The 25,877-nt window shown below is 65.9% G+C and carries 21 protein-coding genes; 7 read left to right on the forward strand and 14 right to left on the reverse strand.

Translation table 11 applies throughout. The features are described from left to right. Positions 1-39: 39 nt before the first annotated feature. The 12 genes from RIN79_RS13505 to RIN79_RS13560 form a co-directional block, all read right to left on the reverse strand. Positions 40-729: an urease accessory protein UreF gene (locus tag RIN79_RS13505; protein WP_375165933.1), complete on the reverse strand. Its 690-nt coding sequence runs from the start codon at positions 727-729 to the stop codon at positions 40-42. After that, the gene (locus RIN79_RS13510) at positions 695-1,177 is read right to left on the reverse strand and encodes an urease accessory protein UreE (RefSeq protein ID WP_309085189.1); all 483 of its coding nucleotides are present in this window, start codon (positions 1,175-1,177) and stop codon (positions 695-697) included. The genes RIN79_RS13505 and RIN79_RS13510 overlap by 35 nt, the downstream gene beginning before the upstream one ends. 7 nt (positions 1,178-1,184) lie before the next feature. After that, positions 1,185-1,793, reverse strand: a complete 609-nt coding sequence (locus RIN79_RS13515; protein ID WP_309085190.1) for a LysE family translocator — start codon at positions 1,791-1,793, stop codon at positions 1,185-1,187. Between the two features lie 43 nt (positions 1,794-1,836). Next, positions 1,837-2,145 carry a type II toxin-antitoxin system RelE/ParE family toxin gene (locus RIN79_RS13520; RefSeq protein WP_309085191.1) on the reverse strand — a complete coding sequence of 103 codons (309 nt, stop codon included), beginning with the start codon at positions 2,143-2,145 and terminating at the stop codon, positions 1,837-1,839. Beyond that, positions 2,135-2,398, reverse strand: coding sequence for a type II toxin-antitoxin system ParD family antitoxin (locus RIN79_RS13525; RefSeq protein WP_309085192.1), 264 nt, complete (start codon positions 2,396-2,398; stop codon positions 2,135-2,137). The genes RIN79_RS13520 and RIN79_RS13525 overlap by 11 nt, the downstream gene beginning before the upstream one ends. Before the next feature lie 62 nt (positions 2,399-2,460). After that, complete coding sequence (gene ureC, locus RIN79_RS13530) at positions 2,461-4,173, reverse strand: urease subunit alpha (protein WP_309085193.1); 1,713 nt, start codon at positions 4,171-4,173, stop codon at positions 2,461-2,463. A 5-nt stretch (positions 4,174-4,178) separates the two neighbouring features. Continuing rightward, entirely contained in the window at positions 4,179-4,553 is a 375-nt protein-coding gene (locus RIN79_RS13535; protein ID WP_309085194.1) for a type II toxin-antitoxin system VapC family toxin, read from the reverse strand. Further along, positions 4,550-4,840 carry an AbrB/MazE/SpoVT family DNA-binding domain-containing protein gene (locus RIN79_RS13540; protein ID WP_309085195.1) on the reverse strand — a complete coding sequence of 97 codons (291 nt, stop codon included), beginning with the start codon at positions 4,838-4,840 and terminating at the stop codon, positions 4,550-4,552. Before RIN79_RS13540 ends, RIN79_RS13535 begins: the two co-directional genes overlap by 4 nt. A gap of 48 nt (positions 4,841-4,888) precedes the next feature. Next, positions 4,889-5,197 carry an urease subunit beta gene (locus RIN79_RS13545; RefSeq protein WP_309085196.1) on the reverse strand — a complete coding sequence of 103 codons (309 nt, stop codon included), beginning with the start codon at positions 5,195-5,197 and terminating at the stop codon, positions 4,889-4,891. A 15-nt stretch (positions 5,198-5,212) separates the two neighbouring features. Further along, a complete protein-coding gene (locus RIN79_RS13550) occupies positions 5,213-5,797 on the reverse strand; it encodes a HupE/UreJ family protein (protein WP_309085197.1) in 585 nt (194 codons plus the stop codon). A 22-nt stretch (positions 5,798-5,819) separates the two neighbouring features. Beyond that, positions 5,820-6,122 carry an urease subunit gamma gene (locus RIN79_RS13555; protein ID WP_309085198.1) on the reverse strand — a complete coding sequence of 101 codons (303 nt, stop codon included), beginning with the start codon at positions 6,120-6,122 and terminating at the stop codon, positions 5,820-5,822. Positions 6,123-6,140: 18 nt separating this feature from the next. After that, positions 6,141-6,953: an urease accessory protein UreD gene (locus tag RIN79_RS13560; protein ID WP_375165935.1), complete on the reverse strand. Its 813-nt coding sequence runs from the start codon at positions 6,951-6,953 to the stop codon at positions 6,141-6,143. A gap of 224 nt (positions 6,954-7,177) precedes the next feature. Here RIN79_RS13560 and RIN79_RS13565 point away from each other — a divergent pair, with 224 nt between their 5' ends. From RIN79_RS13565 to treY, 7 genes are read left to right on the forward strand one after another with little or no spacing between them, the layout of a single operon-like run. Beyond that, positions 7,178-9,172, forward strand: coding sequence for an alpha-1,4-glucan--maltose-1-phosphate maltosyltransferase (locus RIN79_RS13565; RefSeq protein ID WP_309085200.1), 1,995 nt, complete (start codon positions 7,178-7,180; stop codon positions 9,170-9,172). Further along, positions 9,169-12,513: a maltose alpha-D-glucosyltransferase gene (gene treS, locus RIN79_RS13570; RefSeq protein WP_309085201.1), complete on the forward strand. Its 3,345-nt coding sequence runs from the start codon at positions 9,169-9,171 to the stop codon at positions 12,511-12,513. The genes RIN79_RS13565 and treS overlap by 4 nt, the downstream gene beginning before the upstream one ends. Continuing rightward, a complete protein-coding gene (glgB, locus tag RIN79_RS13575; RefSeq protein WP_309085202.1) occupies positions 12,510-14,723 on the forward strand; it encodes a 1,4-alpha-glucan branching protein GlgB in 2,214 nt (737 codons plus the stop codon). Before treS ends, glgB begins: the two co-directional genes overlap by 4 nt. Positions 14,724-14,736: 13 nt before the next feature. After that, positions 14,737-16,812, forward strand: coding sequence for a glycogen debranching protein GlgX (glgX, locus tag RIN79_RS13580; protein ID WP_309085203.1), 2,076 nt, complete (start codon positions 14,737-14,739; stop codon positions 16,810-16,812). Beyond that, positions 16,809-18,632: a malto-oligosyltrehalose trehalohydrolase gene (gene treZ, locus RIN79_RS13585; RefSeq protein ID WP_309085204.1), complete on the forward strand. Its 1,824-nt coding sequence runs from the start codon at positions 16,809-16,811 to the stop codon at positions 18,630-18,632. Before glgX ends, treZ begins: the two co-directional genes overlap by 4 nt. After that, positions 18,629-20,449, forward strand: coding sequence for a 4-alpha-glucanotransferase (malQ, locus tag RIN79_RS13590; RefSeq protein ID WP_309085205.1), 1,821 nt, complete (start codon positions 18,629-18,631; stop codon positions 20,447-20,449). The genes treZ and malQ overlap by 4 nt, the downstream gene beginning before the upstream one ends. Further along, positions 20,446-23,013, forward strand: coding sequence for a malto-oligosyltrehalose synthase (gene treY, locus RIN79_RS13595; RefSeq protein ID WP_309085206.1), 2,568 nt, complete (start codon positions 20,446-20,448; stop codon positions 23,011-23,013). The genes malQ and treY overlap by 4 nt, the downstream gene beginning before the upstream one ends. Positions 23,014-23,145: 132 nt before the next feature. Here the strand turns inward: treY and RIN79_RS13600 are convergent, their stop codons facing one another. Continuing rightward, positions 23,146-23,499, reverse strand: coding sequence for a DUF2934 domain-containing protein (locus tag RIN79_RS13600; protein ID WP_309085207.1), 354 nt, complete (start codon positions 23,497-23,499; stop codon positions 23,146-23,148). A gap of 218 nt (positions 23,500-23,717) precedes the next feature. Then, positions 23,718-25,442, reverse strand: a complete 1,725-nt coding sequence (locus RIN79_RS13605; RefSeq protein ID WP_309085208.1) for an HWE histidine kinase domain-containing protein — start codon at positions 25,440-25,442, stop codon at positions 23,718-23,720. Between the last annotated feature and the right edge of the window lie 435 nt (positions 25,443-25,877).

Raw genomic sequence — 25,877 nt, forward strand, 5'->3', positions numbered from 1 at the left:
CATGCCTCCTGTTCTGGGGATGGGGCGTAGCGCCGGACGTCATGAGCGGAAGATCCTTGTGGGAAGCGTCTCATGCGCCATGGCGGCGATGTCCGCGGCATAGGACGCGGAGCCCAGATCATCGAGACCCGCTTCCGAGAGAGCCGCCGCCATTTCGGCGATCAGCGGCTCGAGCGCAGCCAGGATCGCCAGTCCATCCGACTGGCCGATCGGCACCAGCCTGACCGCGACGGAGATCTGCGCCTGGACATAGGCGGTCAGCAGAGCGACCAGCATCGCTTCCGCCGCTATTCCAGCCATGCCCGCGACGGCGCCGAACGCGATCGGGTAGGGGCAGGGGGAGGGAAGATGCTGCGGGACGGCGTCGGGCCAGGTACGCGCGGCGGCAAGGAAGGCCTCGCCTGTCACCAGCATTTCCTCGTAGCGTTCGCGGGCCGGCGTGAGCGCGAGGCAGAGATCGGCGAGATTGCCGAGCGTTGCCCCATCGACATGCCCGCGCGTGGCTTCCGCCGCCAGGATGGCATCATTGCGGACCGCCCCCCTGCGGAGGTTTCCCTCGATCCAGGCGAGGGCCCCTTGCGCATCGGCAACGCGGCGGCCGGCGATCGTCGTCTCCAGTCCTCCGGAGTAGGCGAAGGCGCCCACCGGAAAGGCCGGCGAGGACCAGGCAAGCAGCCTCTGCAGCGCCTGGGTCTCAGTCATGATGGTGGTGGCCGTGCCCATGGGCATGGCTATGATCGTGGCCATGCGCATGGGTGTGATAGGCCCCGCCCTCCGGCGAAAAGGGGGCGGTGATCTCGGCGACCGTGGCTCCAAGCCCTTTGAGCATATCGCGAATCACGTGGTCGCGGCGGATGAGGATCCGATCTTCGGCGATCTCTGCCGGCAGATGCCGGTTGCCCAACTGCCAGGCGAGCGCGAGGAGATGGCGGGCATCGCGCCCGCGCACCTCGTAGAGCGGCTCCGGCGCGGCGCGCACCTCGATCACCCGGCCATCGTCGAGCAGGAGGCCGTCGCCATGGGCGAGCAGGCTTGCATGCGGCAGGTCCAGCAGGAACTCTATGCCGCCGTCGGAGCGCATGGCCATGCGGCGGCGATGTCTTGCCGTCTCATCGAGGGTGATCGTGTCGGCGGGCTTGCCGAAGGAGCGGGTGGTGCTTGTCGCCACGGGCAGCATGGCAGACTCAATGCCTGGAGAGCGCCATCGAGACGCCCGAGGCGATCAGAACGCCGCCAACCAGCCGGTTCAGATGGGCGAAAACCTGGCCCGATTTCAGCACTTGGCCGAGAAGCACGCCCGCCACCACGTAAAGCAGAACGGCGGCGACTTCCAGCAGCAGGAACACGCCGCCCATCGCGGCAAGCTGGGTCCAGGCTGGCGCCGAGGCATCGATGAATTGCGGGAAGAAGGCGGTGAAGACGGCGATCGCCTTCGGATTGCTGATGGCGATTAGAAAATCCCGCCGCATGAGCGCACGAAGCGCCGAATCCTTCGCCTGCGCCTCGGCCAAGGCCCTTGCTTTGCGCCAGAACTGGATGCCGACATAGACAAGGTAGACGGCGCCGGCGATCTTGATGATCGTGAAGGCCACAGCGGAGGTGGCGAGCACCGCGCCGAGTCCGATGATGGTCACAAGGATGAGGAGCGCGAAAGCGGGCATGCGGCCGAGCCCGCCCAGCATGGCGGGCACGAAGCCGAGCCGGGCGCCGTTCGAAAAGGCCAGCATGTTGTTCGGCCCCGGTGCGCAGTTCAGCGCGAAACAGGCGGGGATGAAGATCGACCAGGCGATCATGTGGGTCTCCCTGCTAGATGGATGGCATCATTGCGGCTGAATGTCAGGTTTCGAGGCCGGGTTCATCGAAAAGCGCGTCCAGATCCATCGAGCCGCGTACAACCCGCAACACCACGATCCTGGTTTCATACAGGCGATAAAGCATGACATAGTTGCGGTAGACGCGGCGCCGAATTTCAATGCCCTCGAGGGAGCGAACCACCTGGTACCGTCTTGGAAACTTCGCGAGTTCCAGGCACACCGCTCGCAATTCGCCATAGAAGGTCATGGCTCGTGCCGGGCTGTCAGCGGCAATGAAAAGCGCGATATCGCGCAGGTCGCTTTCAGCTTTCGCCGTCAGCTCAACCCGCACGTTTGGCTCCCATGGCCTTCAACTCGGCGAGCAACTCGTCAAAGACCTCCTCTGCGGGGCGGGTCCGCCCCGCTTCCACATCCTCCAGCGCCTCACCTATCAGGGCATCCAGCGCCCGGAGCTTCACCTCCCGCTCCTGCACGAGCCGCACGCCTTCCCGCAGCACTTCCGAGCGGGAGCGGTAGCGGCCGGTCTTGACCAGTTCCTCGACATAGTCTTCGAGCGGCTTTCCCAGATCGGCACTGACGGGCATGGTCGGACTCCTTCCGTGGCTGAACCAATAATAGTTATTAGGCCTGCCGTGGAAAAGCTCATTCAGAAGAGAAAGTATCTCTGCGCCATCGGCAGCACGGTTGCCGGCTCGCAGGTCAAGAGCTCGCCGTCGGCGCGCACCTCGTAGGTCTCCGGATCGACCTCGATATGCGGCGTGGCGTCGTTGAGCAGCATCGCTTTCTTGCCGATGCCGGCGCGGGTGTTTTCTACCGCGAGCATGCTTTTCTCCACGCCGAGTTTCTGTTGCAGCCCCTCGCCGAGGGCGGCCTCGGAGACGAAGGTCACGGAGGAGGCCGCGACCGCCTTGCCATAGGCGCCGAACATCGGCCGGTAGTGCACCGGCTGCGGCGTCGGGATGGACGCATTGGGATCGCCCATGGGCGCGGCGGCGATCGTGCCGCCCAGCAGCACCATGTCCGGCTTCACGCCGAAAAAGGCAGGGCTCCAGAGCACGAGGTCGGCGCGCTTGCCCACCTCGACCGAGCCGATATGCCTGGACACGCCATGGGCTATGGCCGGATTGATCGTGTATTTGGCGATGTAGCGGCGGACGCGGAAATTGTCATTCTCGCCCGTCTCCTCGGGCAGACGGCCACGCTGGCGCTTCATCTTGTCGGCGGTCTGCCAGGTGCGGATGATCACCTCGCCCACGCGTCCCATCGCCTGGCTGTCAGAGGAGATGATGGAAAAGGCGCCAAGGTCGTGCAGGATGTCCTCCGCCGCGATGGTCTCCTTGCGGATGCGGCTTTCGGCAAAGGCCACGTCCTCGGGGATGGAGGGCGACAGGTGATGGCAGACCATCAGCATGTCGAGGTGCTCGGCTATGGTGTTCACCGTATAGGGCCGGGTCGGATTGGTGGAGGAGGGGATGACGTTCTCGAGCCCCGCCACCTTGATGATGTCGGGCGCATGGCCGCCTCCCGCACCTTCCGTATGAAAGGCGTGGATGGTGCGGCCCTTGAAGGCAGCAATGGTGTTCTCCACGAAGCCGCTTTCGTTCAGCGTGTCCGTGTGGATCATCACCTGCACGTCGTAATCGTCGGCCACCGAAAGGCAATTGTCGATGGCCGCGGGCGTGGTGCCCCAGTCCTCGTGCAGCTTCAGCGCGCAGGCGCCCGCCCGGATCATCTCGACGAGCGGGGCAGGCAGCGAGGCATTCCCCTTGCCGGCAAGCCCGATATTCATCGGGAAGGCGTCGAAGGACTGGATCATGCGGCCGATATGCCACGGGCCGGGCGTGCAGGTCGTGGCGAGCGTGCCATGCGCCGGGCCTGTGCCGCCGCCGAGCATGGTCGTGACGCCCGACATCAGCGCCTCCTCGATCTGCTGCGGGCAGATGAAATGGATATGCGCGTCGAAACCACCGGCGGTGAGGATCTTGCCCTCGCCGGCGATCGCTTCCGTGCCAGGGCCGACGACGATGTTGACACCGGGCTGGGTGTCCGGATTACCGGCCTTGCCGATCGCCGCGATCCTTCCGTCGCGCAGTCCCAGATCGGCCTTGTAGATGCCGGTGACGTCCACGATCAGCGCATTGGTTATGACGGTGTCCACCGCGCCCTCGGCCCGGCTCGCCTGGCTCTGGCCCATGCCGTCGCGGATCACCTTCCCGCCGCCGAATTTCACCTCCTCGCCATAGGCCGTGAAATCCTTCTCGACCTCGATGAAGAGCTCGGTGTCGGCCAGCCGCACCCGGTCCCCCGTGGTCGGGCCATACATGTCGGCATAGGCCGCGCGGGAAATTTTCGTGGGCATGGAAATCAGTTCCCTTCGGCAACCAGGGTGAACCCCGAATGTTTGGCTGCCTTCTTGTCAAATGTCAGGGTCGTTGTGCAGCCGGCGGTTTCGTTGTCGCGCATGATCAGGAAATCCGCAAAGTCGGCATTGCCCGCTCGGAAGTCGCGCAACGCGCCTTTCACGATGGTTTCATCGTCAAAGCTGACGCTCGAGGTCTGAAGTAGAAGCTGGACGATCTCGGCGAGTTCTCGTCGGGGCCGCCTGAAATGGGTCCGCAGGACCCAGAGCAGCTCGGCAAGGACCACTAAACTGACGCGGTACGGACCACCTGGAAGGTGCAGGGGAGCTTGGCCGCGCAGAAGCCAAGCAAGCAGTATGTTGGTGTCGAGCCCCTTCATGACTCCTGTTCATCATCCTGCCGCAACGAGGCGGCGATTTCCGCGGCGCGCAATTCGCGCGTTTTCTCGACAATCTTGACGATGTCGTCGCCTGAAAGAGGCGGTCCCTCATATGGGATGATCCCCCGCAGGTCCTCGAACCGCAGCGGCTTGGCCACGAGTTCGTAGTTGCCCTCCGCATTCTTGCGGAAGTCCACTCTGTCGCCGGCTTTCAGTTTCAGCGCCTTGCGAAGCTCGGCGGGTAATGTGATCTGCCCCTTCGATGTCATCTTGGCTGAAACGGCCATGGCTTTTCTCTCCTTACTATTTTCAGGAAATGTAAGGCGGATCCTCTTCTAGTCCAACTCCCCCATCACCTTCTGCTGGAAGCCGAACACGCGCCGCGCGCCGGCGAGCGGAACCAGCCGCACCTCCCGCGCCTGGCCGGGCTCGAAGCGCACGGCGGTGCCCGCGGCGATGTCGAGCCGCATGCCGCGCGCCTTCTCGCGGTCGAAGAACAACGCGCCGTTGGTCTCGTAGAAGTGGTAGTGGGAGCCGACCTGGATCGGCCGGTCGCCGGTGTTGCTCACCTCGAGCACCACCTGGGGAGCGCCGGCATTGAGTTCGATCTCGCCGGGCGCCGGAATGACCTCGCCGGGAACCATCGGATCCTCCGCAGACTAGCCGGCGACGGCCAGCCACAGACCGGCAGCGGCCGTGGCCGCCCCGGCAAGGCGGGCAAGCGTCCCACTTCCGCCCTGGCGCCGGGCGAAGGCAAGCCCCGCTGCGATGCCCGCCGTGTGCAGGAGAGCGGTGGCGAGAGCAAAGCCGATGGCGAATTGCGCCGCGCCGGCGGCGCCAAGCTCGCCGCCATGGGCATGGCCGTGGAAGAAGGCGAAGAAGGCGACGAGCCCCGCAACCGCCGACGCCGGCAGCGGAAGCGCAAGCGCCACCATCAGGCCGATGAAGACGACCGATGCGAGGATCACCGGCTCCACGAAGGGCAAGGGGAGGCCGAAAAGCGCCGCGGCGAAGCCGAGCAGCATCGTGCCGACGAAAGCCGCGGGCACCAGCACCAGCGCTCGCCCGCCCAGCATCGCCGCCCAAAGCCCGACGGCGGCCATCGCCATGATATGGTCGAGACCGAAAAGCGGATGCGAGAAGCCGGCCATGAAGGAGCCGTGCGCGGCAGGGTCGAGATGCGCAAAGGCCGGCATGGTGGCGGCGAAAAGCGCCGCGCCGGAAAGAACAAGACGGTTAAGCATGTATCCCCTCAAAGTTCCTTGTTCAGCGGATCGGTTGGTGGACGGTCACGAGCTTGGTGCCGTCGGGAAACGTGGCTTCGACCTGGATCTCGTGGATCATCTCGGCCACGCCCTCCATCACCTGGTCGCGGGTGATCACATGGCCGCCGGCCTCCATCAGCTCCGCCACGGAGCGGCCGTCGCGGGCGCCTTCCACCACGAAATCGGTGATGAGGGCGACAGCCTCCGGATGGTTGAGCTTGACGCCGCGTTCCAGCCTCCGCCGCGCCACCAGTGCCGCCATGGCGATCAGCAGCTTGTCCTTTTCGCGGGGCGTCAGGTTCATGCGGAGATATTTCCCGTTTCAAATGGACCACAAGCGCGGCACGGCGCCTGCCCCCGAGAGAAGCGCGACGGCAGGAATTATGGTGCGCCGCAACATAAGACCCGAAGGCGCGAGGATACGCAAGATGAGACGTTCGCCGATGGCGCTCGCGGCGGCCTGAATTTCCGGGCGCAGCAATCGCCGCACGGCCGCCAGCTTCTCCTCCGCCTGGGGCCCTATGGCGAGCACCGTCGCAAAGGCGTTGTGGCCTGAAAGGAGCGAGAGCCCCTCGCGCTCGAAATCCTCGCCGGCAAGGCGGGTCTGCTCCGCATGGACAAGCCTGCCGCCGCGATAGATGCGCCAGCGGTCCTTGAGAACCGCGCGGCGCGCCGCCTCGCCCATGGCCTCGCGGCCGAGCAGCACCGCCTCGACCGCGGTGAACCTTGCATCGCCTTCGAGCTCGACCGTCAGCCGGCGGTCGAGCCTACTGTCGTCGAACAGGATCGTCTCCTGCGGAAGCCAGTCGAGATGCGCGCCGGCGCCGACCCGCAACTTGGCCGAGACCAGCGCATCCTCTCCGGTCGAGCGATAGATGCGCTCGCAGGCCTGCGTCGTCAGCACCAGCCGCGAACCGGGCGCCGCTTCAGCCTCCCACTCCACCCTGTCTCCGCCCGTCAGCCCGCCGGACGTGTTGATGAGTACCGCCTCCAGCGCCTTGTCGTGCGCCTTCGGCAGGCGGATCTTGCAGCAGCCTTCCTGGTAGAGCGTATCCAGATGGGTGGCGCCGTCGCGCAGCTTGGTGGCGAGCCTGCCCACTCCGCGCGAGCGCTGCATGGCGGCGCAGACGCGCAGCGGAAGCCTTGTCTCATCGAGCATGTCGCTTCGGACCATCAGGTGCAGGCGGGTTCGGCCATTGATGCATTCTCGAGCCCGGCAATCAAGCGGCTCCGTAGAAGCGTGCAATCCAGGTTCCGCTTTCCGTTTGGAATAATTCCGCATGCGCTTTCTTCGCGGAACCGTCCCGCTTCCTCGGCGTTCGTGGGTCAGGGGAAATTTTCTATCGAGAGATTTTGAGAATGGACCGTCCCGGCCAGGCGCTCCTGCAGAAACTAGCCGCAAGCCGCATTGCCATCGAAGCCGTGGAGCCCGCGATCAACGGGGGGCGCTTCCCCGCGAGGACGATCGTCGGCGAGCCCTTCCGCGTGGAAGCCGATATCTTCTGCGACGGCCATGAAGTCATCGCTGCGGCTCTTCTCCACCGGCGCAGGGGCGAGCGTTCCTGGACCGAGACGCCGATGCGCCAGCTCGTCAACGACCGCTGGCGCGCCACCATTGTCTTCGACGAGGTGGGGCACCACGAATTCAAAATATGCTCCTGGCGTGACCTTTTCGCCACGTGGCGCGTCGAGGTCGGCAAGAAGCACGATGCCGGGCAGAAGATCTCGCTGGAGCTCGAGGAAGGAAAGCGCCTGGTCGAGAAGGCCTTGTCGGTGCGCACGTCCGGGACGCCCGCGGACCGCTCCGCTCTCAAGGCGCTTCTGGCGGAAATCACCTCGTCACGCTCGGAGGGCGACGCGCTCGCCGTGCTTCTCAGCGACGACATGGCGGTGCTCATGCGCCGCTTGGCGGTACGGGCGAACCTCACCCAGAGCGACACCGTGTATCCTGTCTTCGCAGACCGCGAGAAGGCGGGCTTTTCCGCCTGGTACGAACTGATGCCGCGGTCCCAATCAGGCCGGACGGATGTGCACGGCACGTTCGACGACGTCATCGCGCGGCTGCCTTACGTGCGGGATATGGGGTTCGACGTGCTTTATTTCCCGCCCATCCATCCGATTGGCCGGACCAACCGCAAGGGACGCAACAACAGCCTGACGGCCGGGCCGGACGACCCGGGCAGCCCCTATGCGATCGGCTCGGAGGAGGGCGGGCACGATGCGATCCATCCCGAACTCGGCACTTTCGAGGATTTTGCGCGGCTCGTCGCCGCCGCACGCGAGCACGGGCTGGAGATAGCACTGGACTTCGCCATCCAGTGCTCGCCTGACCACCCCTGGATCAAGGAGCATCCCGAATGGTTCGACTGGCGGCCGGACGGCACAATCAAATTCGCCGAGAACCCGCCGAAGAAATATGAGGACATCGTCAATGTCCATTTCTACCGCGACGCGATCCCGGGCCTCTGGTACGCGCTGCGTGACATCGTGCTGTTCTGGCTGGAAAAGGGCGTACGCATCTTCAGGGTCGACAACCCGCACACCAAGCCGCTGCCCTTCTGGGAATGGATGATCGAGGAGGTACACCAGGTCGACCCCGGCGTGATCTTCCTGGCGGAAGCCTTCACCCGGCCCAAGATGATGAGGCGGCTCGCCAAGGTCGGCTTCAACCAGTCCTATTCCTATTTCACCTGGCGCAACACGAAATGGGAACTGACCGAATATCTGACCGAGCTCACCCAGAGCGAGAGCCGCTACTACATGCGGCCGAACTTCTTCGTGAACACGCCCGATATCAACCCCTACTATCTGCAGACGAGCGGGCGGCCCGGTTTCCAGGTGCGGCTGTTCCTCGCCGCGACGCTCGGCACGAATTACGGCGTCTATAGCGGTTTCGAGCTCTGCGAGGCCGCGGCCATGCCGGGCAAGGAGGAATATCTGAACTCGGAAAAATACGAGATCCGCGCCTGGGACTGGGACCGGCCTGGCAACATCCGACCCGATATACAATTGGTGAACCGGCTGCGCCGGGAGCATCCCGCGCTGCGCCAATTCACCAACCTTAAATTCTACAATGCCTGGAACGACAACATCCTCTACTACGGCAAGCATACGGACGACCTGTCCAGCTTCCTGCTTTTCGCCGTCAATCTCGACCCGCACAATCCGCAGGGCGCCCATTTCGAGGTGCCGCTCTGGGAATTCGGGCTGCCCGATGACGCGACGATCGAGGCGGAGGACCTCGTCACCGGTCAGCCCTTCGCCTGGACCGGCAAGACGCAGCACATGTTCCTTGATCCGCAGCAGCGTCCATACATGGTTTGGCGGCTTATAGCGCCGGGGGGTCGTCGATGAACAAGATGGAACAGGTCTCTCCAGGCAGCGCCGCCACGCCTGACGATCAGGCCTCCCTTTCCGAACAGCCGCCGGCGGGGCCGCAGGTGTCGGACTGGTACAAGGACGCAATCATATACCAGCTGCACATCAAGGCGTTCCAGGACTCCAACGGCGACGGCATGGGCGATTTCAACGGCCTCATGCAGCGGCTCGACTATATCGAGCGCCTGGGCGTGACGGCGATCTGGCTGCTGCCCTTTTATCCCTCGCCGCTCCGGGACGACGGCTACGACATCGCCGACTACCGCTCGATCAACCCCTCCTACGGCACGATGCGCGATTTCCGCCGCTTCGTTGCCGAGGCGCACCGGCGCGGCATCCGCGTCATCACAGAGCTCGTCATCAACCACACCTCGGACCAGCATCCCTGGTTCCAGCGGGCGCGCCACGCGAAAAAGGGTTCGGCCGCGCGCAATTTCTATGTCTGGAACGATGACGACGAGCGCTATCCCGAGACGCGCATCATCTTCCTCGATACGGAGAAGTCGAATTGGACCTGGGACCCGGTGGCCGGCCAGTTCTTCTGGCACCGCTTCTATTCGCACCAGCCGGATCTGAATTTCGACAATCCTCGCGTGCTCGAGGAGGTCATCAGGATCATGCACTACTGGCTGGACATGGGCGTGGACGGCCTGCGGCTCGACGCCATCCCCTATCTGGTCGAACGGGACGGCACCAACAACGAGAACCTGCCCGAGACGCACGAGATCCTGAAGAAGATCCGCGCGGCGCTCGACGAGAAATATCCCGACCGGATGCTGCTCGCCGAGGCCAACCAGTGGCCGGAGGACACACGTCCCTATTTCGGCGACGGCGACGAATGCCATATGGCCTTCCATTTCCCGCTGATGCCGCGCATCTACATGGCGCTCGCCCAGGAGGACCGGCATCCCATCTCGGACATCATGCGGCAGACGCCGGAAATCCCGGATCCCTGCCAGTGGGCGATCTTCCTGCGCAATCATGACGAACTGACGCTCGAAATGGTGACCGACCGCGAGCGCGACTATCTGTGGCGCACCTATGCCGCGGATACTCGCGCGCGCATCAATCTCGGCATCCGCCGCCGCTTGGCACCACTGATGCAGAACGACCGGCGCAAGATCGAGCTGATGAATGCGCTGCTCCTGTCGATGCCCGGAACGCCCATCGTCTATTACGGCGACGAGCTCGGCATGGGCGACAACATCTATCTGGGCGACCGCGACGGCGTGCGCACGCCCATGCAGTGGTCGCCGGACCGCAATGGCGGCTTCTCGCGCGCCAATCCGCAGGCGCTCTACCTGCCGCCCATCATGGACCCGGTCTACGGCTACCAGACGATCAATGTGGAGGCGCAGGAGGCCGACCCCTCCTCGCTGCTCAATTGGATCCGCCGCATGATCGGCGTGCGCAAGCAGCACAGCGCCTTCGGGCGCGGCGACTTCACAATGCTCTATCCGCGCAACCGGCGCATCCTTGCCTATACGCGCAGCGACGGGAAGCAGACGATCCTCTGCGTGGCCAACCTCTCGCGCTCGGCGCAGGCGGTGGAGCTCGACCTTTCGAAATACAAGGGCAGCGTGCCCATCGAGCTCGTCAGCCAGTCGCCTTTCCCGCCCATCGGCGAGCTGCCCTATATGCTCACTTTGTCGAGCTACGGCGCCTTCTGGTTCCTGCTGGCCGACGAGGCGCAGGCGCCCGACTGGCACAGCAACGTTCCCGACCCGCTGCCGGAATTCGTGACGCTCACCCTTGTCGGCGGGCGCATCGAACGCGCTCTGGAAGGGCGCGAGCGGCGGCAGCTCGAGCAGGATGTGCTGCCGCAATTCATGCAGCGCCAGCGCTGGTACGGCGCCAAGGGCGAAGATATCAGAAAGGCCGAGATCAAGGAGATCGCCAGGCTCGGGGACGAGGCAGGGCTGCTCTCCGTCGTCGATGTCGAGCTGTCGTCCTCCGGCCGCCAGCGTTATCTCCTGCCTCTCACCATGCTGTGGGGCGAGGAGAACGTCCAGTTCGGCGCGCCAAAGCTTTCGGCCACCCTGGCGCGCGTGCGCAAGGGCCCGCAGCTCGGCGCGCTCATCGACGGCTCCTATGATGACCGCTTCGCCTCCGAGCTGATGCGGCGGATGCAGGAGAACACGGAGATCTCCGTCACGGGCGGCACGCTGCGCTTTTACGGCAACGAGCAGCTTGCCGGGATGGAGTTCGCCGAGCCGCCCACGGCGCTCGGCGGCGAGCAGAGCAATGTCTCGGTCGCCTTCGGTCGCCAGGCGCTGCTGAAGATCTTCCGCCGGCTGCGGCCGGGCGACCAGCCGGAGGTCGAGGTGGCACGGTTCCTGACCGAGGTGGCGGGATTCCGGAACACGCCGGCCTTCCTCGGAATGGTCGAGTTCGAGGAGGAGGGCGGCGAGAAGACGGTGCTCGCCAGCGTCTCCGGCTTCGTGGAGAACCAGGGCGATGCCTGGAGCGTCTTCGTGCACGCCTTGGAGCGGCAGATCGAGGATCAGATCCTCGCCCCGCCCGCCACGGTGCCGGTCGAGGGCATTTCCGGGCCGCTCATCTATCCGCTCGATCTCCTGCGCCGCCTCGGCGAGCGCACGGGCGAGATGCATGCGGCCTTCGCCGTCGATACGGATATGGAGGCCTTCCGCGCCGAGCCGGTCCGCCGATCCGACATTTCCAGCTGGGTCAAGGACGCCCGCGAGCAGGCGGCGGCCGCCCGTGCTGGCCTCGAACGCAACAAGGAGCGCCTGCCGGCCAACACCCGCGAATGCGCCGAGCGCTTCCTGTCGCTGTCAAAGGAGATCGATAAGCGCCTCGCCGAACTCGGAAAGCTCGCCCCTTCCGGCAAGAAGTCGCGCATCCATGGCGACTATCACCTCGGCCAGGTGCTCGTGTCGCAGCAGGATGTCTACATCATCGACTTCGAAGGCGAGCCGCGGCGCAGCCTCACCGAACGGCGCGACAAGAGCTCGCCCCTGCGCGATGTCGCCGGCATGCTGCGCTCCTTCGACTATGCCGCCTGGGCAGCGGTGCGGCAGGTGGGGGCGCGCCTTCCCGACCAGTCGCGCGACAGCGGCAATCTTGCCCGCCGGTGGCGGGAGCGCATGACGGCCGAATTCATGGAGGGCTACCTCGCCGCGGCGGAAGGCGCGGGGAACCTGCCGCAGGAGCGCGAGGGGCGGGAGGCGCTGCTTGAACTTTTCCTGCTTCAGAAAGGTTTCTACGAGATCAACTACGAACTCTCCAATCGTCCGGACTGGGTGGGCATCCCGCTCCAGGGCGTGCTCGACCTGATGGAAAGGAGCAGCGCATGAATGTCATGGCGGACACCGCCCCCTGGCGGCTGGACGACCCGCATGCGATCGGCGCGCTTGTAGCGGGCCGGCACGGGGACCCCTTCTCGATCCTCGGCCCGCACATGACCGCCGCCGGGGTGGTCCTGCGCGTCCTTCGGCCCGAAGCCGAGACGGCCGAGGCCGTCGATCCGCAGACCGGCGAGAGCCTTGGCAAGCTCCTGCGCCGCCACGCCCGCGGCTTCTTCGAGGGGCTGATCGGCAAAAAGCAGGAAGTGCCGCGCTACAAGCTCCGCTTCACCCGCGAGGGCGACACGTGGGAAGAGGAGGACCCGTACCGCTTCCCCAGCACCTTCGGCGACCTCGACCTTTATCTGCTGGGCGAGGGACGCCATCACCGGCTCTACGAGAAGCTCGGCGCCCATCCGATGGTCTGCGACGGTGTCGCCGGCACGCGCTTTGCCGTCTGGGCCCCCAATGCAAGCCGCGTCAGCGTCGTCGGCAATTTCAATGGCTGGGACGGACGGCGGCACCAGATGCGCGTCCATCCGGGCGTCGGTATCTGGGAGATCTTCGTCCCGGATGTCCGCCCGGGCGAAATTTACAAATACGAGATCATCGGCCGGCACGGCGAGGTGCTGCCCGCCAAGGCCGACCCGGTCGGCTTCCGCAGCGAGGTGCCGCCGGCCACCGCTTCCATCGTGCATGGCCTTCCCGAGGTCGAATGGACCGACAGGGAGTGGATGGAAGGCCGCGCTGCCCGCAACGACCGCAGCGCCCCCATCTCCATCTACGAGGTGCATCTGGGCTCCTGGCGGCGCGGGCAGGACGGCTGCTATCTCAGCTATGACGAGCTTGCCGAGCAGCTGATCCCCTATGTGAAGGATCTGGGCTTCACCCATATCGAATGCATGCCCGTCAGCGAGCATCCGTTCTCGGGCTCCTGGGGCTACCAGCCCGTCGGACTCTACGCCCCCACAAGCCGCTACGGCTCGCCCGAGGATTTCGCCCGTTTCGTCGACCGCTGCCACCGCGAGGGGATCGGCGTCATCATCGACTGGGTGCCCGCGCATTTCCCGTCCGACGCCCACGGTCTTGCCCGCTTCGACGGCACTGCGCTTTACGAGCACGCGGACCCGCGGCTCGGCTTCCATCGCGACTGGAACACGCTGATCTACAATTTCGGCCGGCGCGAAGTGGCGAATTTCCTGCTCGCCAATGCGCTCTTCTGGCTTGACCGGTACCATATCGACGCGCTGCGCGTGGATGCGGTCGCCTCCATGCTCTATCTCGACTATAGCCGCAACCCGGGCGAATGGATCCCCAACATCCACGGCGGCAACGAGAACCTCGAGGCGATCGCCTTCGTGCGCGACACGAACATCGCGCTCTTCTCCGAGCACCCCGGCGCCACTTCGGTGGCCGAGGAATCGACCGCCTTCCCCGGCGTGTCCAGGCCCGTCTACGCCGGCGGCCTCGGCTTCGGCTACAAGTGGAACATGGGCTGGATGCATGACACGCTCGACTATATGAGCCACGACCCGATCCACCGGCGTTTTCACCACGACCGGATGACCTTCGGCCTGATCTATGCCTTCTCGGAAAACTTCATCCTGCCGCTCAGCCATGACGAGGTGGTGCATGGCAAGGGCTCGCTGCTCGGCCGCATGCCGGGCGACCGCTGGCAGCGCTTCGCAAATCTGCGCGCCTATTTCACCTTCATGTGGACCCATCCGGGCAAGAAACTGCTCTTCATGGGCGGCGAATTCGCGCAGGAGCGCGAGTGGAACCACGACTGGCAGCTCGAATGGCACCATCTCGACGATCCCATGCATCGCGGTGTCAGGGATCTAATTCGCGACCTGAACAATATTTACCGGAACGAGAGGGCGCTGCACGAGTTTGACTGCGAGCCAGAAGGCTTCGAGTGGATCGATGCTTCCGACCCCGGCATCAGCACCTACATCTATCTCCGCAAGGGCAAGGAAGGGGCGCGTCCGGTCGTCATCGTCTGCAACTTCACGCCGATCGTGCGCGAGGATTTCCGTATCGGCCTGCCGCGTGCCGGCCAGTGGCGGGAGATCCTCAACAGCGATGACAGCCGGTACGGCGGTTCGGGCGTGACGAACGGAATGCTCACGGCCACCGAGGAGCCCTGGCAGGGCCGCCCCGCCTCAGTGCGTTTGCGGCTGCCGCCTCTGGGCGCCATCGTTCTCGCGTGCGAGACATAATAAGGAAGAAAAAGTGCGCGTAGACGTCGGCCTGCCATACCCGCTCGGTGCCACCTGGGACGGGTCTGGGGTGAATGTCGCCGTTTTTTCCGCGCATGCGGAAAAGATCGAGCTGTGCCTGTTCGACGCCCAGGGCCGGCGCGAGATTCGCCGCGTCGCGCTGCCGGAATACACGCACGAGGTCTGGCACGGCTATTTCCCGGACATGCGGCCAGGCCAGGTCTATGGGTTGCGCGCCTATGGCCCCTACGATCCGTCCAAGGGACACCGCTTCAATCCCAACAAGCTTTTGATCGACCCTTATGCCAAGCAGCTCCTCGGCGACATCCGCTGGCACGACGCCTGCTTCGGCTATCGGGTGGGCGGGGCGCGGCAGGACTTGGCCATGGACCGGCGCGATTCTGCATTCGTCATGCCGAAATGCGTGGTGGTCGACACCGCCGCCACCTGGGGCAACGACCTGCGCCCGCAGCGGCCCTGGGAAGACACGGTCATCTACGAGGCCCATGTGAAGGGCATGACGGCGCTGCACCCGCAGGTGCCCGAGCAGTTCCGCGGCACGTTCGGCGGCCTCGCCGATTCCCGCGTGATCGACTATCTCGTCAAGCTCGGCGTCACGGCCATCGAGCTGTTGCCCGTGCAGGCCTTCTTCGACGACCGGTATCTGGTCGAAAAGCGCCTTACCAACTACTGGGGCTACAACACCGTCAACTTCTTCGCGCCGGCGCCGCGCTATATTTCGCCGGGCGGCGGCGTGCATGAGTTCAAGCGCATGGTGCGCAAGCTGCACGAGGCCGGCATCGAGGTGATCCTCGACGTGGTCTACAACCACACCGCCGAAGGCAACGAGCTTGGGCCGACACTCTCCTTCCGCGGGCTCGACAATGCCAGTTACTACATTCTCGGCGACGACCCGCGCTACTACTACGACACGACCGGCTGCGGCAACACGCTGAACCTGAAGCATCCGCGCGTCCTGCAGCTCGTCATGGATTCGCTGCGCTACTGGGTCGAGGAGTGCCATGTCGACGGCTTCCGCTTCGACCTAGCCACGGCGCTCGGGCGCGAGCGCGACAATTTCGAGCCCTCCTCCGTCTTCTTCGACACGGTGCGGCAGGACCCCGTGCTTTCCGGGGTGAAGCTCATCGCCGAGCCGTGGGATCTCGGCCCCGACGGCTATCAGCTCGGCAATTTTCCGCCCGGCTGGGCCGAATGGAACGGGGCCTATCGCGACTGGGTCCGCACCTTCTGGAAGGGCGACGAGCATGCCGCGCCGGACCTTGCCAGCGGTCTCCTCGGCTCGGCAGGAATGTTCGACCGGCGCGGCCGCCGGCCATGGGCCAGCGTCAATTTCGTCACCGCCCATGACGGTTTCACGCTCGCCGACCTCTATGCCTATAACGAGCGCCACAACGAGGCGAACAAGGAAGGCAACCGCGACGGCCACAGCGACAACCGCAGCTGGAACTGCGGCGTCGAGGGGCCGACGGACGACGAGGACATCAAGGCGCTCAGGGCCAAGATGCGGCGCAACGCCATCGCCACGCTGCTTCTGTCGCAGGGCACGCCCATGATCCTGATGGGCGATGAGGTTGGCCGGACACAGAACGGCAACAACAACGCCTACTGCCAGGACACGGAAATGAACTGGCTCGCCTGGGAGGGCCACGATCCGGAGGACGAGGCCTTCCTCCAGTTCGTGCGGCGGCTGATTGCCTATCGCCGGGCCCATCCCCGGCTCAGGCTGAAGAACTTCCTGCACGGCAATGTCGTCCTGGAGAAGTTCCGCGACGTTTCCTGGCTGCGCCCGACCGGCGAGCCGATGACGGAGGAGGATTGGCGCGCCGCCGGCCTGAAGAGCCTCGGCCTGCTGCTCTGCGACGAGCGCGGCTCCTGCATCCTCATCCTCATCAACGGCCATCACGAGCCGGTGGAATTCACCCTGCCGCGCGAGCTCGGTGCGGCCGGCTGGAAAATGGTCATGCGCACCGACACCGGCCAGTGGCCGGTCTGGGAAGCGATGCGCACCCCGCACAAATTGCAACTCGCCGACCGCTCGATGGTCGTGCTGGAAGGTCGTGTAAGATGACAAGCTCTAACTTCGAAGCCCGCTGGGGCGCTCATCTCAGGGACAATGGAACGGCGCGATTCCGCCTCTGGGCGCCCGCTCTCGACACGCTGCGCCTGCGCCTCGGCCAAGGCGATGAACGCGAGATGGAGCGGCGCGAACACGGCTGGTTCGAACTGGAAGTGGACGGCCTTTCGGATGGGGCGGCCTACCAGTTCGTGCTGCCTGACGGCATGGCCGTGCCCGATCCAGCCTCCCGCGCGCAGCAAAAGGACGTGCATGGCCCGAGCCTCCTCACCGCCTCGGCTTTCGACTGGAAGGCGGCGGACTGGAAAGGCAGGCCCTGGGAAGAGGCTGTCGTTTACGAGCTCCATCCCGGCACGTTCACGCGCGAGGGCGGGTTCGACGGCATCAGGCGCAAGCTGGATTATCTTGCCGATGTCGGCTTCACCGCCATCGAGATCATGCCCGTGGCGCAGTTCTCGGGCAATCGCGGCTGGGGCTATGACGGTGTGCTGCCCTATTGCCCGCATTCGGCTTATGGCGGCGTCAAGGGCCTGAAAAGCCTTGTCGACGCGGCGCATGAGCGCGGGCTGATGATGATCCTCGACGTCGTCTACAACCATTTCGGTCCGGACGGGAACTATCTCAACGCCTATGCGCCGGACTTCTTCGATTCCGAGCGGCAGACACCCTGGGGGCCGGCCATCCGCTTCGAGGAACAGGCAGTGCGCGACTTCTTCCTCGACAATCCGATCTACTGGCTGGAGGAGTTCCGCTTCGACGGGCTGCGCTTCGACGCCATCGACCAGATCAAGGACCGCAGCGAAACGCCGATCCTCGAAGAGATGGCGCGCCGCATCCGCGAGCGCTTCCCGGACCGTCCGATCCATCTGATGACCGAGGATGAGCGCAACATCATCGCCCTGCATCCGCGCGACGAGGACAACCGGCCGATTCTCTTCACCGCCGAATGGAACGACGACTTCCACCACGCCGCCCACTGCGTCGCGACGGGGGAGGATACCGGCTACTACGAGGCCTTCGCGGACGACCCCGCCGGCCATCTGGCGCGCGCGCTTGCGGAAGGCTTCTGCTACCAGGGCGAGCCTTATGCGCCGAGGGAAGGCAAGCCGCGCGGCGTGCCGAGCGCCGGCCAGCCGCCGCTCGCCTTCGTCACCTTCCTGCAGAACCACGACCAGATCGGCAACCGCGCCTTCGGCGACCGGCTCACCGCGCTTGCCGACGCGGAGACGGTGGAACTTCTGACGGCGGTGCATCTGCTCAACCCGCAGGTACCGCTGGTCTTCATGGGCGAGGAATTCGGCGAGACGAACCCGTTCCTGTTCTTCACGGACTTCCATGGCGACCTCGCCAAGGCGGTCCGGGAAGGCAGACGGAAGGAATTCGCCTCCTTCAGCCATTTCTCCGGCGAAGAGGCCGAGAAAATCCCCGATCCCAACGCGGTCTCGACCTTCGAGACGTCGATGCCGGACTGGAGCCGCACGGAAACCGAGGCCGGCCGGAAGAGGCTCGACCTCTTCCGCCGCCTGTTGAAGGCCCGCAGGACCTATCTGGCACCCTATCTTGCGAGCATGACCGCGATGCAGGCGCAATCGAGGCGGCTTGGCGCCGAGGCTTTCTCGGTCCGCTGGGAGATGGGCGTCCGCTGGCTCTTGATGGCCGCCAATTTCGGCACCGCCGACGTTGCGGCCGAGGAGAATCTCGCCGGTTTCAACACGATCCATGAGAGCCGCGAGGGCATCCACGCGGCGCTCGCGCAGGGCAAGCTGCCGGCGCGGAGCGTCGCCGTCCTGTTCGCGGAAGGAGCCGGCGCATGACCGACGATCTTGACCGCCTTGCCGCCGCGCATGGCATCGTCCGCTCCTATCGCGGGCTCGACGGCAGGACCTCCAGCGCCTCCGACGAGGCGGTGCGGGCGATCCTGAAAGTGCTCGGGGTGGAGGATGGTGAGGCAACTGCGCCGGAGCCCTCCGGCGACTGGCCTCCCCCGCCGACGGCGCCGGACGGTGCGGCCTGCTACCTGCCCGACTTCCTCCACCATGGCAGGGCCTGGGGCATCACATGCCAGCTCTATGGATTGCGCTCGCACCGCAACTGGGGCATCGGCGATTTCGAGGATCTGGCGCGTCTCGGCGAGCTGGCCGCGCGACTTGGCGCCGATTTCCTCGGCGTCAATCCGCTGCACGCGCTGTTCCTGGCCGAGCCGGACAAGACCAGCCCCTTCTCTCCCAGCGACCGCAATTTCCTGAACCCGCTTTATATCGCGGTCCACCAGGTCGAGGGGTTCGATGCCACCTCCGACCTGGACGACAGCGTTCTGTCGCGGCTGCGCGGCAGCGAACTCGTCGACTACAAGGCGGTCGCGGAGCACAAGCTCGCTGTCCTCCGCCGCATCCACCAGCGGATGCGCGGCGCACACCGCGACGCCGTCAACGCCTTCAAGGACGAGGGCGGCGAGGCGCTCTGGCGCTATGCCCTGTTCGAGGCGATCAGCCTCGATATGGTCAGCCGCGGCCAGGGCACCGGCTGGCCAGCCTGGCCCGAGGAGTTCCAGGATCCCGCCGGCGAGGCGGTCGCGCAGTTCGCGCGCGAGCGCCAGGAGGAGGTGGAATTCCACATCTGGCTGCAATGGCTCGCCGACCAGCAGCTCGGCCGCGCCGCGCGGCGGCTGCGCGAGGCCGGCATGCGCATCGGGCTCTATCTCGATCTTGCCGTCGGCACGGCGCCCGACGGCGCGGCCACCTGGAGCGACCGCACGCTGACCGTCGTCGGCACCGAGATCGGCGCGCCACCCGACATGTTCAACCCCGAAGGCCAGAGCTGGGGCCTTGCGCCGCTTTCGCCGTCCGAGATCGCAGAACGCGGGTTCCGGCCGGTCAGGCGGTCCTACGAGGTCATCCTGCGCCATGCCGGCGCGCTGCGCATCGACCACGCCATGAGCCTTTACCGGCTGTTCTGGATCCCGGCCGGCTTTCCGGCAGGGCAGGGGGCCTATGTGCTCTATCCCATGCCGGAGGTGGTGCGGGTGCTGGCTGAAGTCTCGCAAAGCTCGCGGGCGCTGATCATCGGCGAGGATCTCGGGGTCGTGCCCGAGGGTTTTCGCGATCAGATGGACCGCGCGAACCTGCTCGGCTACCGCATCTTCTATTTCGAGCGCAACGACCACGGCTTCATCCCGCCGGAGCACTGGCCGCGCTCGGCCCTCGCCTGCGTCGGCAGCCACGACACCAACACGCTTGCCGGTTGGTGGACGGGCAGCGACATCGCGCTTCGCGAAGAGATCGGCCTTTACGACCAGGAAGGCGCGCAGAAGGAGCGCGAGCGCCGTCGCGAGGAAAAGCGTCAGGCCATCGAGGCGCTCCACGCGCGCGGGCGCTACGATGCCGGAGAGGAGTTCAGCGAGGCCGTCGCCGCCGGGATCCACCGGCTCGTCGCAAGCTCGCCCTCGCGGCTCGTCGCCGCGCAGATGGAGGACCTCCTCGGCCTCACCGAGCAGCCCAATATCCCCGGCACGGTCAGCGAGCACCCGAACTGGCGGCGGAAGCTGCCGGTGCCGATCGAGGATCTGGAAAATTCACCCATGCTCACCGCGGTCATCCAGGCGATCCGCGAGGAAAGGCCCCGCTCGCCATGACAATCCCTCACGCCACCTACCGCCTGCAGTTCCGCGAAGGCATGACCTTCGAGCGCGCGGCGGAAATCGTCCCCTATCTCGCCGAGCTCGGCATCAGCCATCTTTACGCTTCGCCGATCTTCACGGCTGCGCCGGGCTCCACCCACGGCTATGACGTGGCCGATCACCAGGAGCTCGACCCCTCGCTCGGCGGCGAGGAGGGCTTCGCCAGGCTTGCCGCCGCGCTGAAGGAGCATGGGCTCGGCATGCTCCTCGACATCGTCCCCAACCATATGGCCGTCTCGACCGCCAATCCCTGGTGGCGCGACGTGCTGAAGCATGGCCGCGAAAGCCCCTTCGCCGGCCATTTCGACATCAATTGGGATGCATCGAAGCTGCTCCTGCCGGTGCTCGGCGAGCCCTATGGTGAGGCGCTTGCCGAGGGTAAGCTTCAGCTCAAGCTCGACGAGGAGTCCGGCGAGCCGGTCTTCTCCTATTACGCGCTTTCCCTGCCGCTCCATCCGGAATCGCTCTCCCTGTTCCTAGGCCACGGCGACGCCGATCACGGACCGGCGCTCGAGGAGGCGCTCGCCGAAGCCAATGCCGACAAGGACCTCTTGCACCGCGTTCACGAGGCGCAGGTCTGGCGGCTCGCCTATTGGCGGCTGGCGCGCGAGGCGCTCACCTACCGGCGCTTCTTCGAGATTTCCGACCTCATCGGGGTGCGGGTGGAGGACCCCGCGGTCTTCGCCGATGTCCACAAGTTGCCCATAAAGCTCGTCCGCGAGGGCGTGGTCGACGGGCTGCGCATCGACCATGTAGACGGGCTTGCCGACCCCAAGGCCTATCTGGCCGAGCTCCGCCGCGCCTCCGGGCTCGACTATGTCGTCGTGGAGAAGATCCTCGGCGCAGAGGAGGATCTGCGCAGGGAATGGGATTGCGCGGGCACCACCGGATATGAGGTGGCGCGGCTGATCACGGCCCTGCAGGTGGAGCCCCGCCACGACGAGGCGATGACCAGGGGCTGGACGCGCTTCACCGGCGGGGACGCCGATTTCGCCGGCCAGGTCCTTGCCGCTAAGCGCCGCATCCTGACGATCAACCTCGCCGGCGAGTTGGAGGCGCTGGTGCGCCTTGCCGAGGCCATTGCCGCGCAGAGCGTCGCGACCCGCGACTTCGGCCGCGATGCGCTGAGGCTCGCCATCGTCGAGATCGCCGCCGCCATGCCCGTCTACCGCACCTATATCGATGCCGATGGCGCCTCGGAGGAGGACCGCGCCGTCATGGCGCGCGCCGTCGGCCGGGTCGAGCGCGGCCGGGAGGTGGAGGATGACCGGGTCATCGACTTCATCGCCACGCTCCTGCTGGAGCCCACCGAAGGCTCCGAGGCGCGAAAGACCTTCGTCGCCCGCTTCCAGCAGACCACCGGGCCGCTGATGGCAAAGGCCGTCGAGGATACTGTCTTCTACCGCTACAACCGGCTCATCGCGCTCAACGAGGTGGGCGCGGAGCCCGACCAGTTCGGCCTTGACCCCGAAGCCTTCCATGCCGCCATGAGGAAGCGGGCCGAGGAGTGGCCGCATTCCCTCTCGGCGACGGCCACGCATGACACCAAGCGCGGCGAAGATGCCCGCGCCCGACTCGCCGTCGTCAGCGAGATGCCGCAGGAATGGGCAGCGGCGATCTCGCGCTGGCACGAGGCGGCGGAGGACCTGCGCGAGACGCTGCCGCGCGGCCCGGCGCCCACTCCCGGCGGGGAATGGCTGTTCTACCAGGCGCTCGCCGGTGCATGGCCCGCCGATCTGTCGCTGCAGGACGAGGAGGGCCTGAAGGAGCTGGCCGAGCGTCTCGTCGCCTTCATGACCAAGGCCCTGCGGGAGGCAAAGCGCCACACCAGCTGGACCGACCAGAACGAGCCCTACGAAAACGCGGTCGAGAACTATGTGCGCGGCGTCTTCGCGCCGGAACGGCGCAGCTTCCTGCGCGAGGTCCGCGCCGCCGTCGCGACCATCGAGCCCGCGGGCATCGTCAACAGCCTGGCGCAGACGGCCATGAAGCTGACCCTGCCCGGCGTGCCCGACATCTATCAGGGCTGCGAGCTGCTCGACTACAGCATGGTCGATCCCGACAATCGGCGCCCGGTCGATTTCGACCTGCGCCGCCGCCTCCTTGCGGAGGTGCAGGACATGCCGGCGGCGGACGCGATGGAGCGCTGGCGCGAGGGCGTGCCGAAGCTCTGGCTCCTCTGGCGCCTCCTGCGCCTGCGCCGCGCCCAGCCGGACCTCTTCAACGAGGGCGCCTACGAGCCGCTGGAGATCGCGGGCGACGAGAACATGCACGCCATCGCCTATGCGCGGGCCCTCGGCGGAAAGCGCGTCCTTGTCGCCGTGCCGCGCCTGGTGCTGAGGCATTGCGAGCCGGGCCGGCGCTCCTGGATCAGCAGCGCCTTCGGGCGCACGCATCTCGTGCTGCCGGGAGGGGCGGGGCGCTACCGCAGCCTCACCGGCGAGCTTGTCGACGACCCGCAGGTGCCTCTCTCCGTGCTCTGGCAGGATTTTCCGGTCGCGGTGCTCACCACGGAATAAGGCGATTTGCTGCGGGTGGATCACCCGGGCGGCTCCGGCCGCCCGGCGTGCGAGCTGTGGCGAATCCGCCGCTCGATGAAAAACGCCGCGCCATTGCCAGCGCGGCCTCACTTTCATGTGATCGGAGAGTGCTTACTTCTTTGCGCCCTTGGCATTGCCCGTGCTGCGGCGTCTCGTGCTGCCGCCGCCGGTGCCGATGCTGCCTTCACCGGTCGCGGGGCTCCCGCCGGGGATTGTGCCGCCGGGCTGCAATCCGCTCGAAAGGCCGGAGCTGCCGCCGCCGGCCTCGCCACTGCCTCCGCCGCCCTCCGGAAAATCCTCCGGCATTTCCGGGATATCCTCGCCTTCGGCGAAGCCACCCTCCTCGGCCTGCAACTCGCGGGCGGCCTGCAGCCAATGATCCCACTCGCGGCCATGCGGGCGGCCCTCGCTCTCCCAGATCTCATAGGCGCGGCGGCGGATCTTTTCTTCCTTTTCCGAAGACATGGTCGTCCCTCCGTTTCTCCCGGAAAAACCCCGAGCAAGGCCACATGGTTCCGTAAGCCAGGATGATGAAATGTCGCGCTTGCCTCGGCTGCGGAAGACGCTCTTAGCCGGCTGCGCTTGCCGCCGCCCGGCTGACCCCCAGGAAAGCAGCGAGCGATGAGCGAGACGGCCAGCAGAAGAAATGGCCTGATCCTCTGTCCTGCAGGAATGGAGGCGATCTAGGCCGCCTTTGTTATCCGCGCATCCGCGTCTTCGGCGAGGATGGAGGAGGCCGCGCATTCCATGCGGCACACCAGCCCCGCAGGCTGGAAATCGAGATCGACCTTGGCTGACAATTCGGAGGCGAGGGCGCGCTCGATCATCCGGCTGCCGAAGCCTGCGCGCTTAGGGGGCTCCACGGGCGGACCTCCCCTCTCGGCCCACAGAAGGGTGAAGATATCCCCCTCTGGTCCAGGCGAGAGCGACCAGTCGATGCTCACGCGCCCTTCGTCCGAGCTCAGCGCGCCGTATTTGATCGCGTTGGTGCAGAGCTCGTGCACCGCCATGGAAAGCGCCAGCGCCGCGCGCGCATGTATGACGAGCGGGGCTCCCTGCATGGTGATGCGCGGGTGCTGCGTGCTCTCGAAGGGCTTCACCGCCACCTGAACGGTACGGCGCAGTTCTGCGCTTGCCCAGTGGTCGGACATAAGCATCGCATGCGTGTCGGCCATGGCTGCGAGCCGGCCGGAAAAGGTCTTCAGGCCTGGCTCGGCCCTCGCGCCCCTGAAGCTCTGCGCCGCGACCGCCTGGACCGTGGCCAGGATGTTCTTCACCCGGTGATCGAGCTCCCGCACAAGCAGCGTGCGGTGCTCCTCCGCCCGGCGGCGCGCTGCACGATCGGCGACGAGCTCGTCCATATATTGGTCGATCGCGTTGGCGAGGACGGAAAGCTCGCTTCCATCGGCCGTGATGCCGGTGCGCGCCGAATCCTGCCCCTGGCGCCAGGCGAAAATCGTTTCCAAGAGCCGCCTGATCGGCCGCCGGAAAAGCCGCTCGCCCACGATCCAGGCGATGAAGAAGACCGCCGCCGCCCCGGCCAGCGCGATCGCCACGCTGCGATAGGTGGATTGCGTGACGGCGCTGAATGCCGCTTCGGTGGAAAGGCCATAGCTGACATAGAGGCCCGTGCCGGAGTAGCGCGGCGGATAGTAACCAAGCACCCGCCGCGTTCCGTCCTGGCTCTCCACCATCACGCTCCCAGGGCGGTCGCTCTGGACGAGATGCAGGAAGGGGTCGGGAATGCGCGTGCCGACAAACGACTCGGGCAGCGGCTCGCGCGCGATGATCACGCCGTTCCGGTCGGCAATGGTGAGCGAGCTTCCCTCGATCAGGTGCCGTTCGCGCAGGCGCTTGCCGAGCCAGTCGAGGTCCAGCGCCGCCACGACGACGCCCGCGCGCTCTCCGCCCGGCCCGAAGATCGGCAGGGCGAGCGGGAGGAAGCGCGCCTCGCCCGATTTGGCAGACGTCAATTCTCCGACCGTGAACCGGCCGGTTTCCGAGACCATCGCGAAATAGGGGCGGTCCGCAATGCTCATCGGCGCGGGGAAGGGGGTGGACGCGCAGCGCACCCGCCCAGCCGCATCGGCCGCGGCCAGGCCAAGGAACTGCGGCAGTGCTTCATGGATTTCAGCGAGATAGGGACCGCATCCTGCCGGGTCGAGACTCCTTACGCGCTCGGAACGGGAGAGCGCCTGGAGCACGCCGTCGGCCCCCGAAAGGATGCGCGCCATCTCCAGGCTCGCGAGCTGTCCGTACTGCTGCGCCAGCGCGTGCAATTCCCGTTCGCGCTGCTGGTGCAGCGACACGATGTAGAAAACAACCACCGCCGCCGCCGGCAACATCGCCAGCGCCGTCAGCGCAAGCAGGCGCTGCGTGATCGTCAGGTTACGCGGTCTCCAGGTCATTTTCCCCCTGCCGGATGCGCGGACTATGCAATTTTGTACGGGAGGCAGCAAGCATGCGTCGCTTGCCGCGGCAGAGGCGTAGCCGGGCGGAAACGGGCGGGACGGTAACGACCGGGACGGGCAGGAGACCTGGCGCAACGGCGTGGATGAAATCCGCCCCGCCGCTCCAGCGCGCAAAAATAATCCGCAGCAAAAACAAGCTTCTGCACGATTTCTGCATTTTTTGCCTGAAAATTTATCCCCGTCCCCGGCAGCCCTCTTATCATCCGTCCCATCGCTCTTGCGGGAACCGGATGCGCACCGGGTGTTCGGGAGAGCGGCGGCAACCTCCCCCTTCAGGGATCGGTACCTGGAGGCATGCTGAGGGCCCGCGACAGGCCGGCGGTGCCGGGATGCAGGGTCAGAGACTGCATCTCGGAAAAACGGGTGTCGGGT

Source organism: Chelativorans sp. (genome assembly GCF_031180965.1).
Lineage (GTDB): Bacteria > Pseudomonadota > Alphaproteobacteria > Rhizobiales > Rhizobiaceae > Chelativorans.

Bases quoted from the DNA above. Each gene is read 5' to 3' on its own strand.
- RIN79_RS13505 (WP_375165933.1), bottom strand. From the start codon at position 729: ATGCCCATGGGCACGGCCACCACCATCATGACTGAGACCCAGGCGCTG.
- RIN79_RS13510 (WP_309085189.1), bottom strand. From the start codon at position 1,177: ATGCTGCCCGTGGCGACAAGCACCACCCGCTCCTTCGGCAAGCCCGCC.
- RIN79_RS13515 (WP_309085190.1), bottom strand. From the start codon at position 1,793: ATGATCGCCTGGTCGATCTTCATCCCCGCCTGTTTCGCGCTGAACTGC.
- RIN79_RS13525 (WP_309085192.1), bottom strand. From the start codon at position 2,398: ATGCCCGTCAGTGCCGATCTGGGAAAGCCGCTCGAAGACTATGTCGAG.
- ureC (WP_309085193.1), bottom strand. From the start codon at position 4,173: ATGCCCACGAAAATTTCCCGCGCGGCCTATGCCGACATGTATGGCCCG.
- RIN79_RS13535 (WP_309085194.1), bottom strand. From the start codon at position 4,553: ATGAAGGGGCTCGACACCAACATACTGCTTGCTTGGCTTCTGCGCGGC.
- RIN79_RS13540 (WP_309085195.1), bottom strand. From the start codon at position 4,840: ATGGCCGTTTCAGCCAAGATGACATCGAAGGGGCAGATCACATTACCC.
- RIN79_RS13545 (WP_309085196.1), bottom strand. From the start codon at position 5,197: ATGGTTCCCGGCGAGGTCATTCCGGCGCCCGGCGAGATCGAACTCAAT.
- RIN79_RS13550 (WP_309085197.1), bottom strand. From the start codon at position 5,797: ATGCTTAACCGTCTTGTTCTTTCCGGCGCGGCGCTTTTCGCCGCCACC.
- RIN79_RS13555 (WP_309085198.1), bottom strand. From the start codon at position 6,122: ATGAACCTGACGCCCCGCGAAAAGGACAAGCTGCTGATCGCCATGGCG.
- RIN79_RS13565 (WP_309085200.1), top strand. From the start codon at position 7,178: ATGGACCGTCCCGGCCAGGCGCTCCTGCAGAAACTAGCCGCAAGCCGC.
- treS (WP_309085201.1), top strand. From the start codon at position 9,169: ATGAACAAGATGGAACAGGTCTCTCCAGGCAGCGCCGCCACGCCTGAC.
- glgB (WP_309085202.1), top strand. From the start codon at position 12,510: ATGAATGTCATGGCGGACACCGCCCCCTGGCGGCTGGACGACCCGCAT.
- treZ (WP_309085204.1), top strand. From the start codon at position 16,809: ATGACAAGCTCTAACTTCGAAGCCCGCTGGGGCGCTCATCTCAGGGAC.
- malQ (WP_309085205.1), top strand. From the start codon at position 18,629: ATGACCGACGATCTTGACCGCCTTGCCGCCGCGCATGGCATCGTCCGC.
- treY (WP_309085206.1), top strand. From the start codon at position 20,446: ATGACAATCCCTCACGCCACCTACCGCCTGCAGTTCCGCGAAGGCATG.
- RIN79_RS13600 (WP_309085207.1), bottom strand. From the start codon at position 23,499: ATGTCTTCGGAAAAGGAAGAAAAGATCCGCCGCCGCGCCTATGAGATC.
- RIN79_RS13605 (WP_309085208.1), bottom strand. From the start codon at position 25,442: ATGACCTGGAGACCGCGTAACCTGACGATCACGCAGCGCCTGCTTGCG.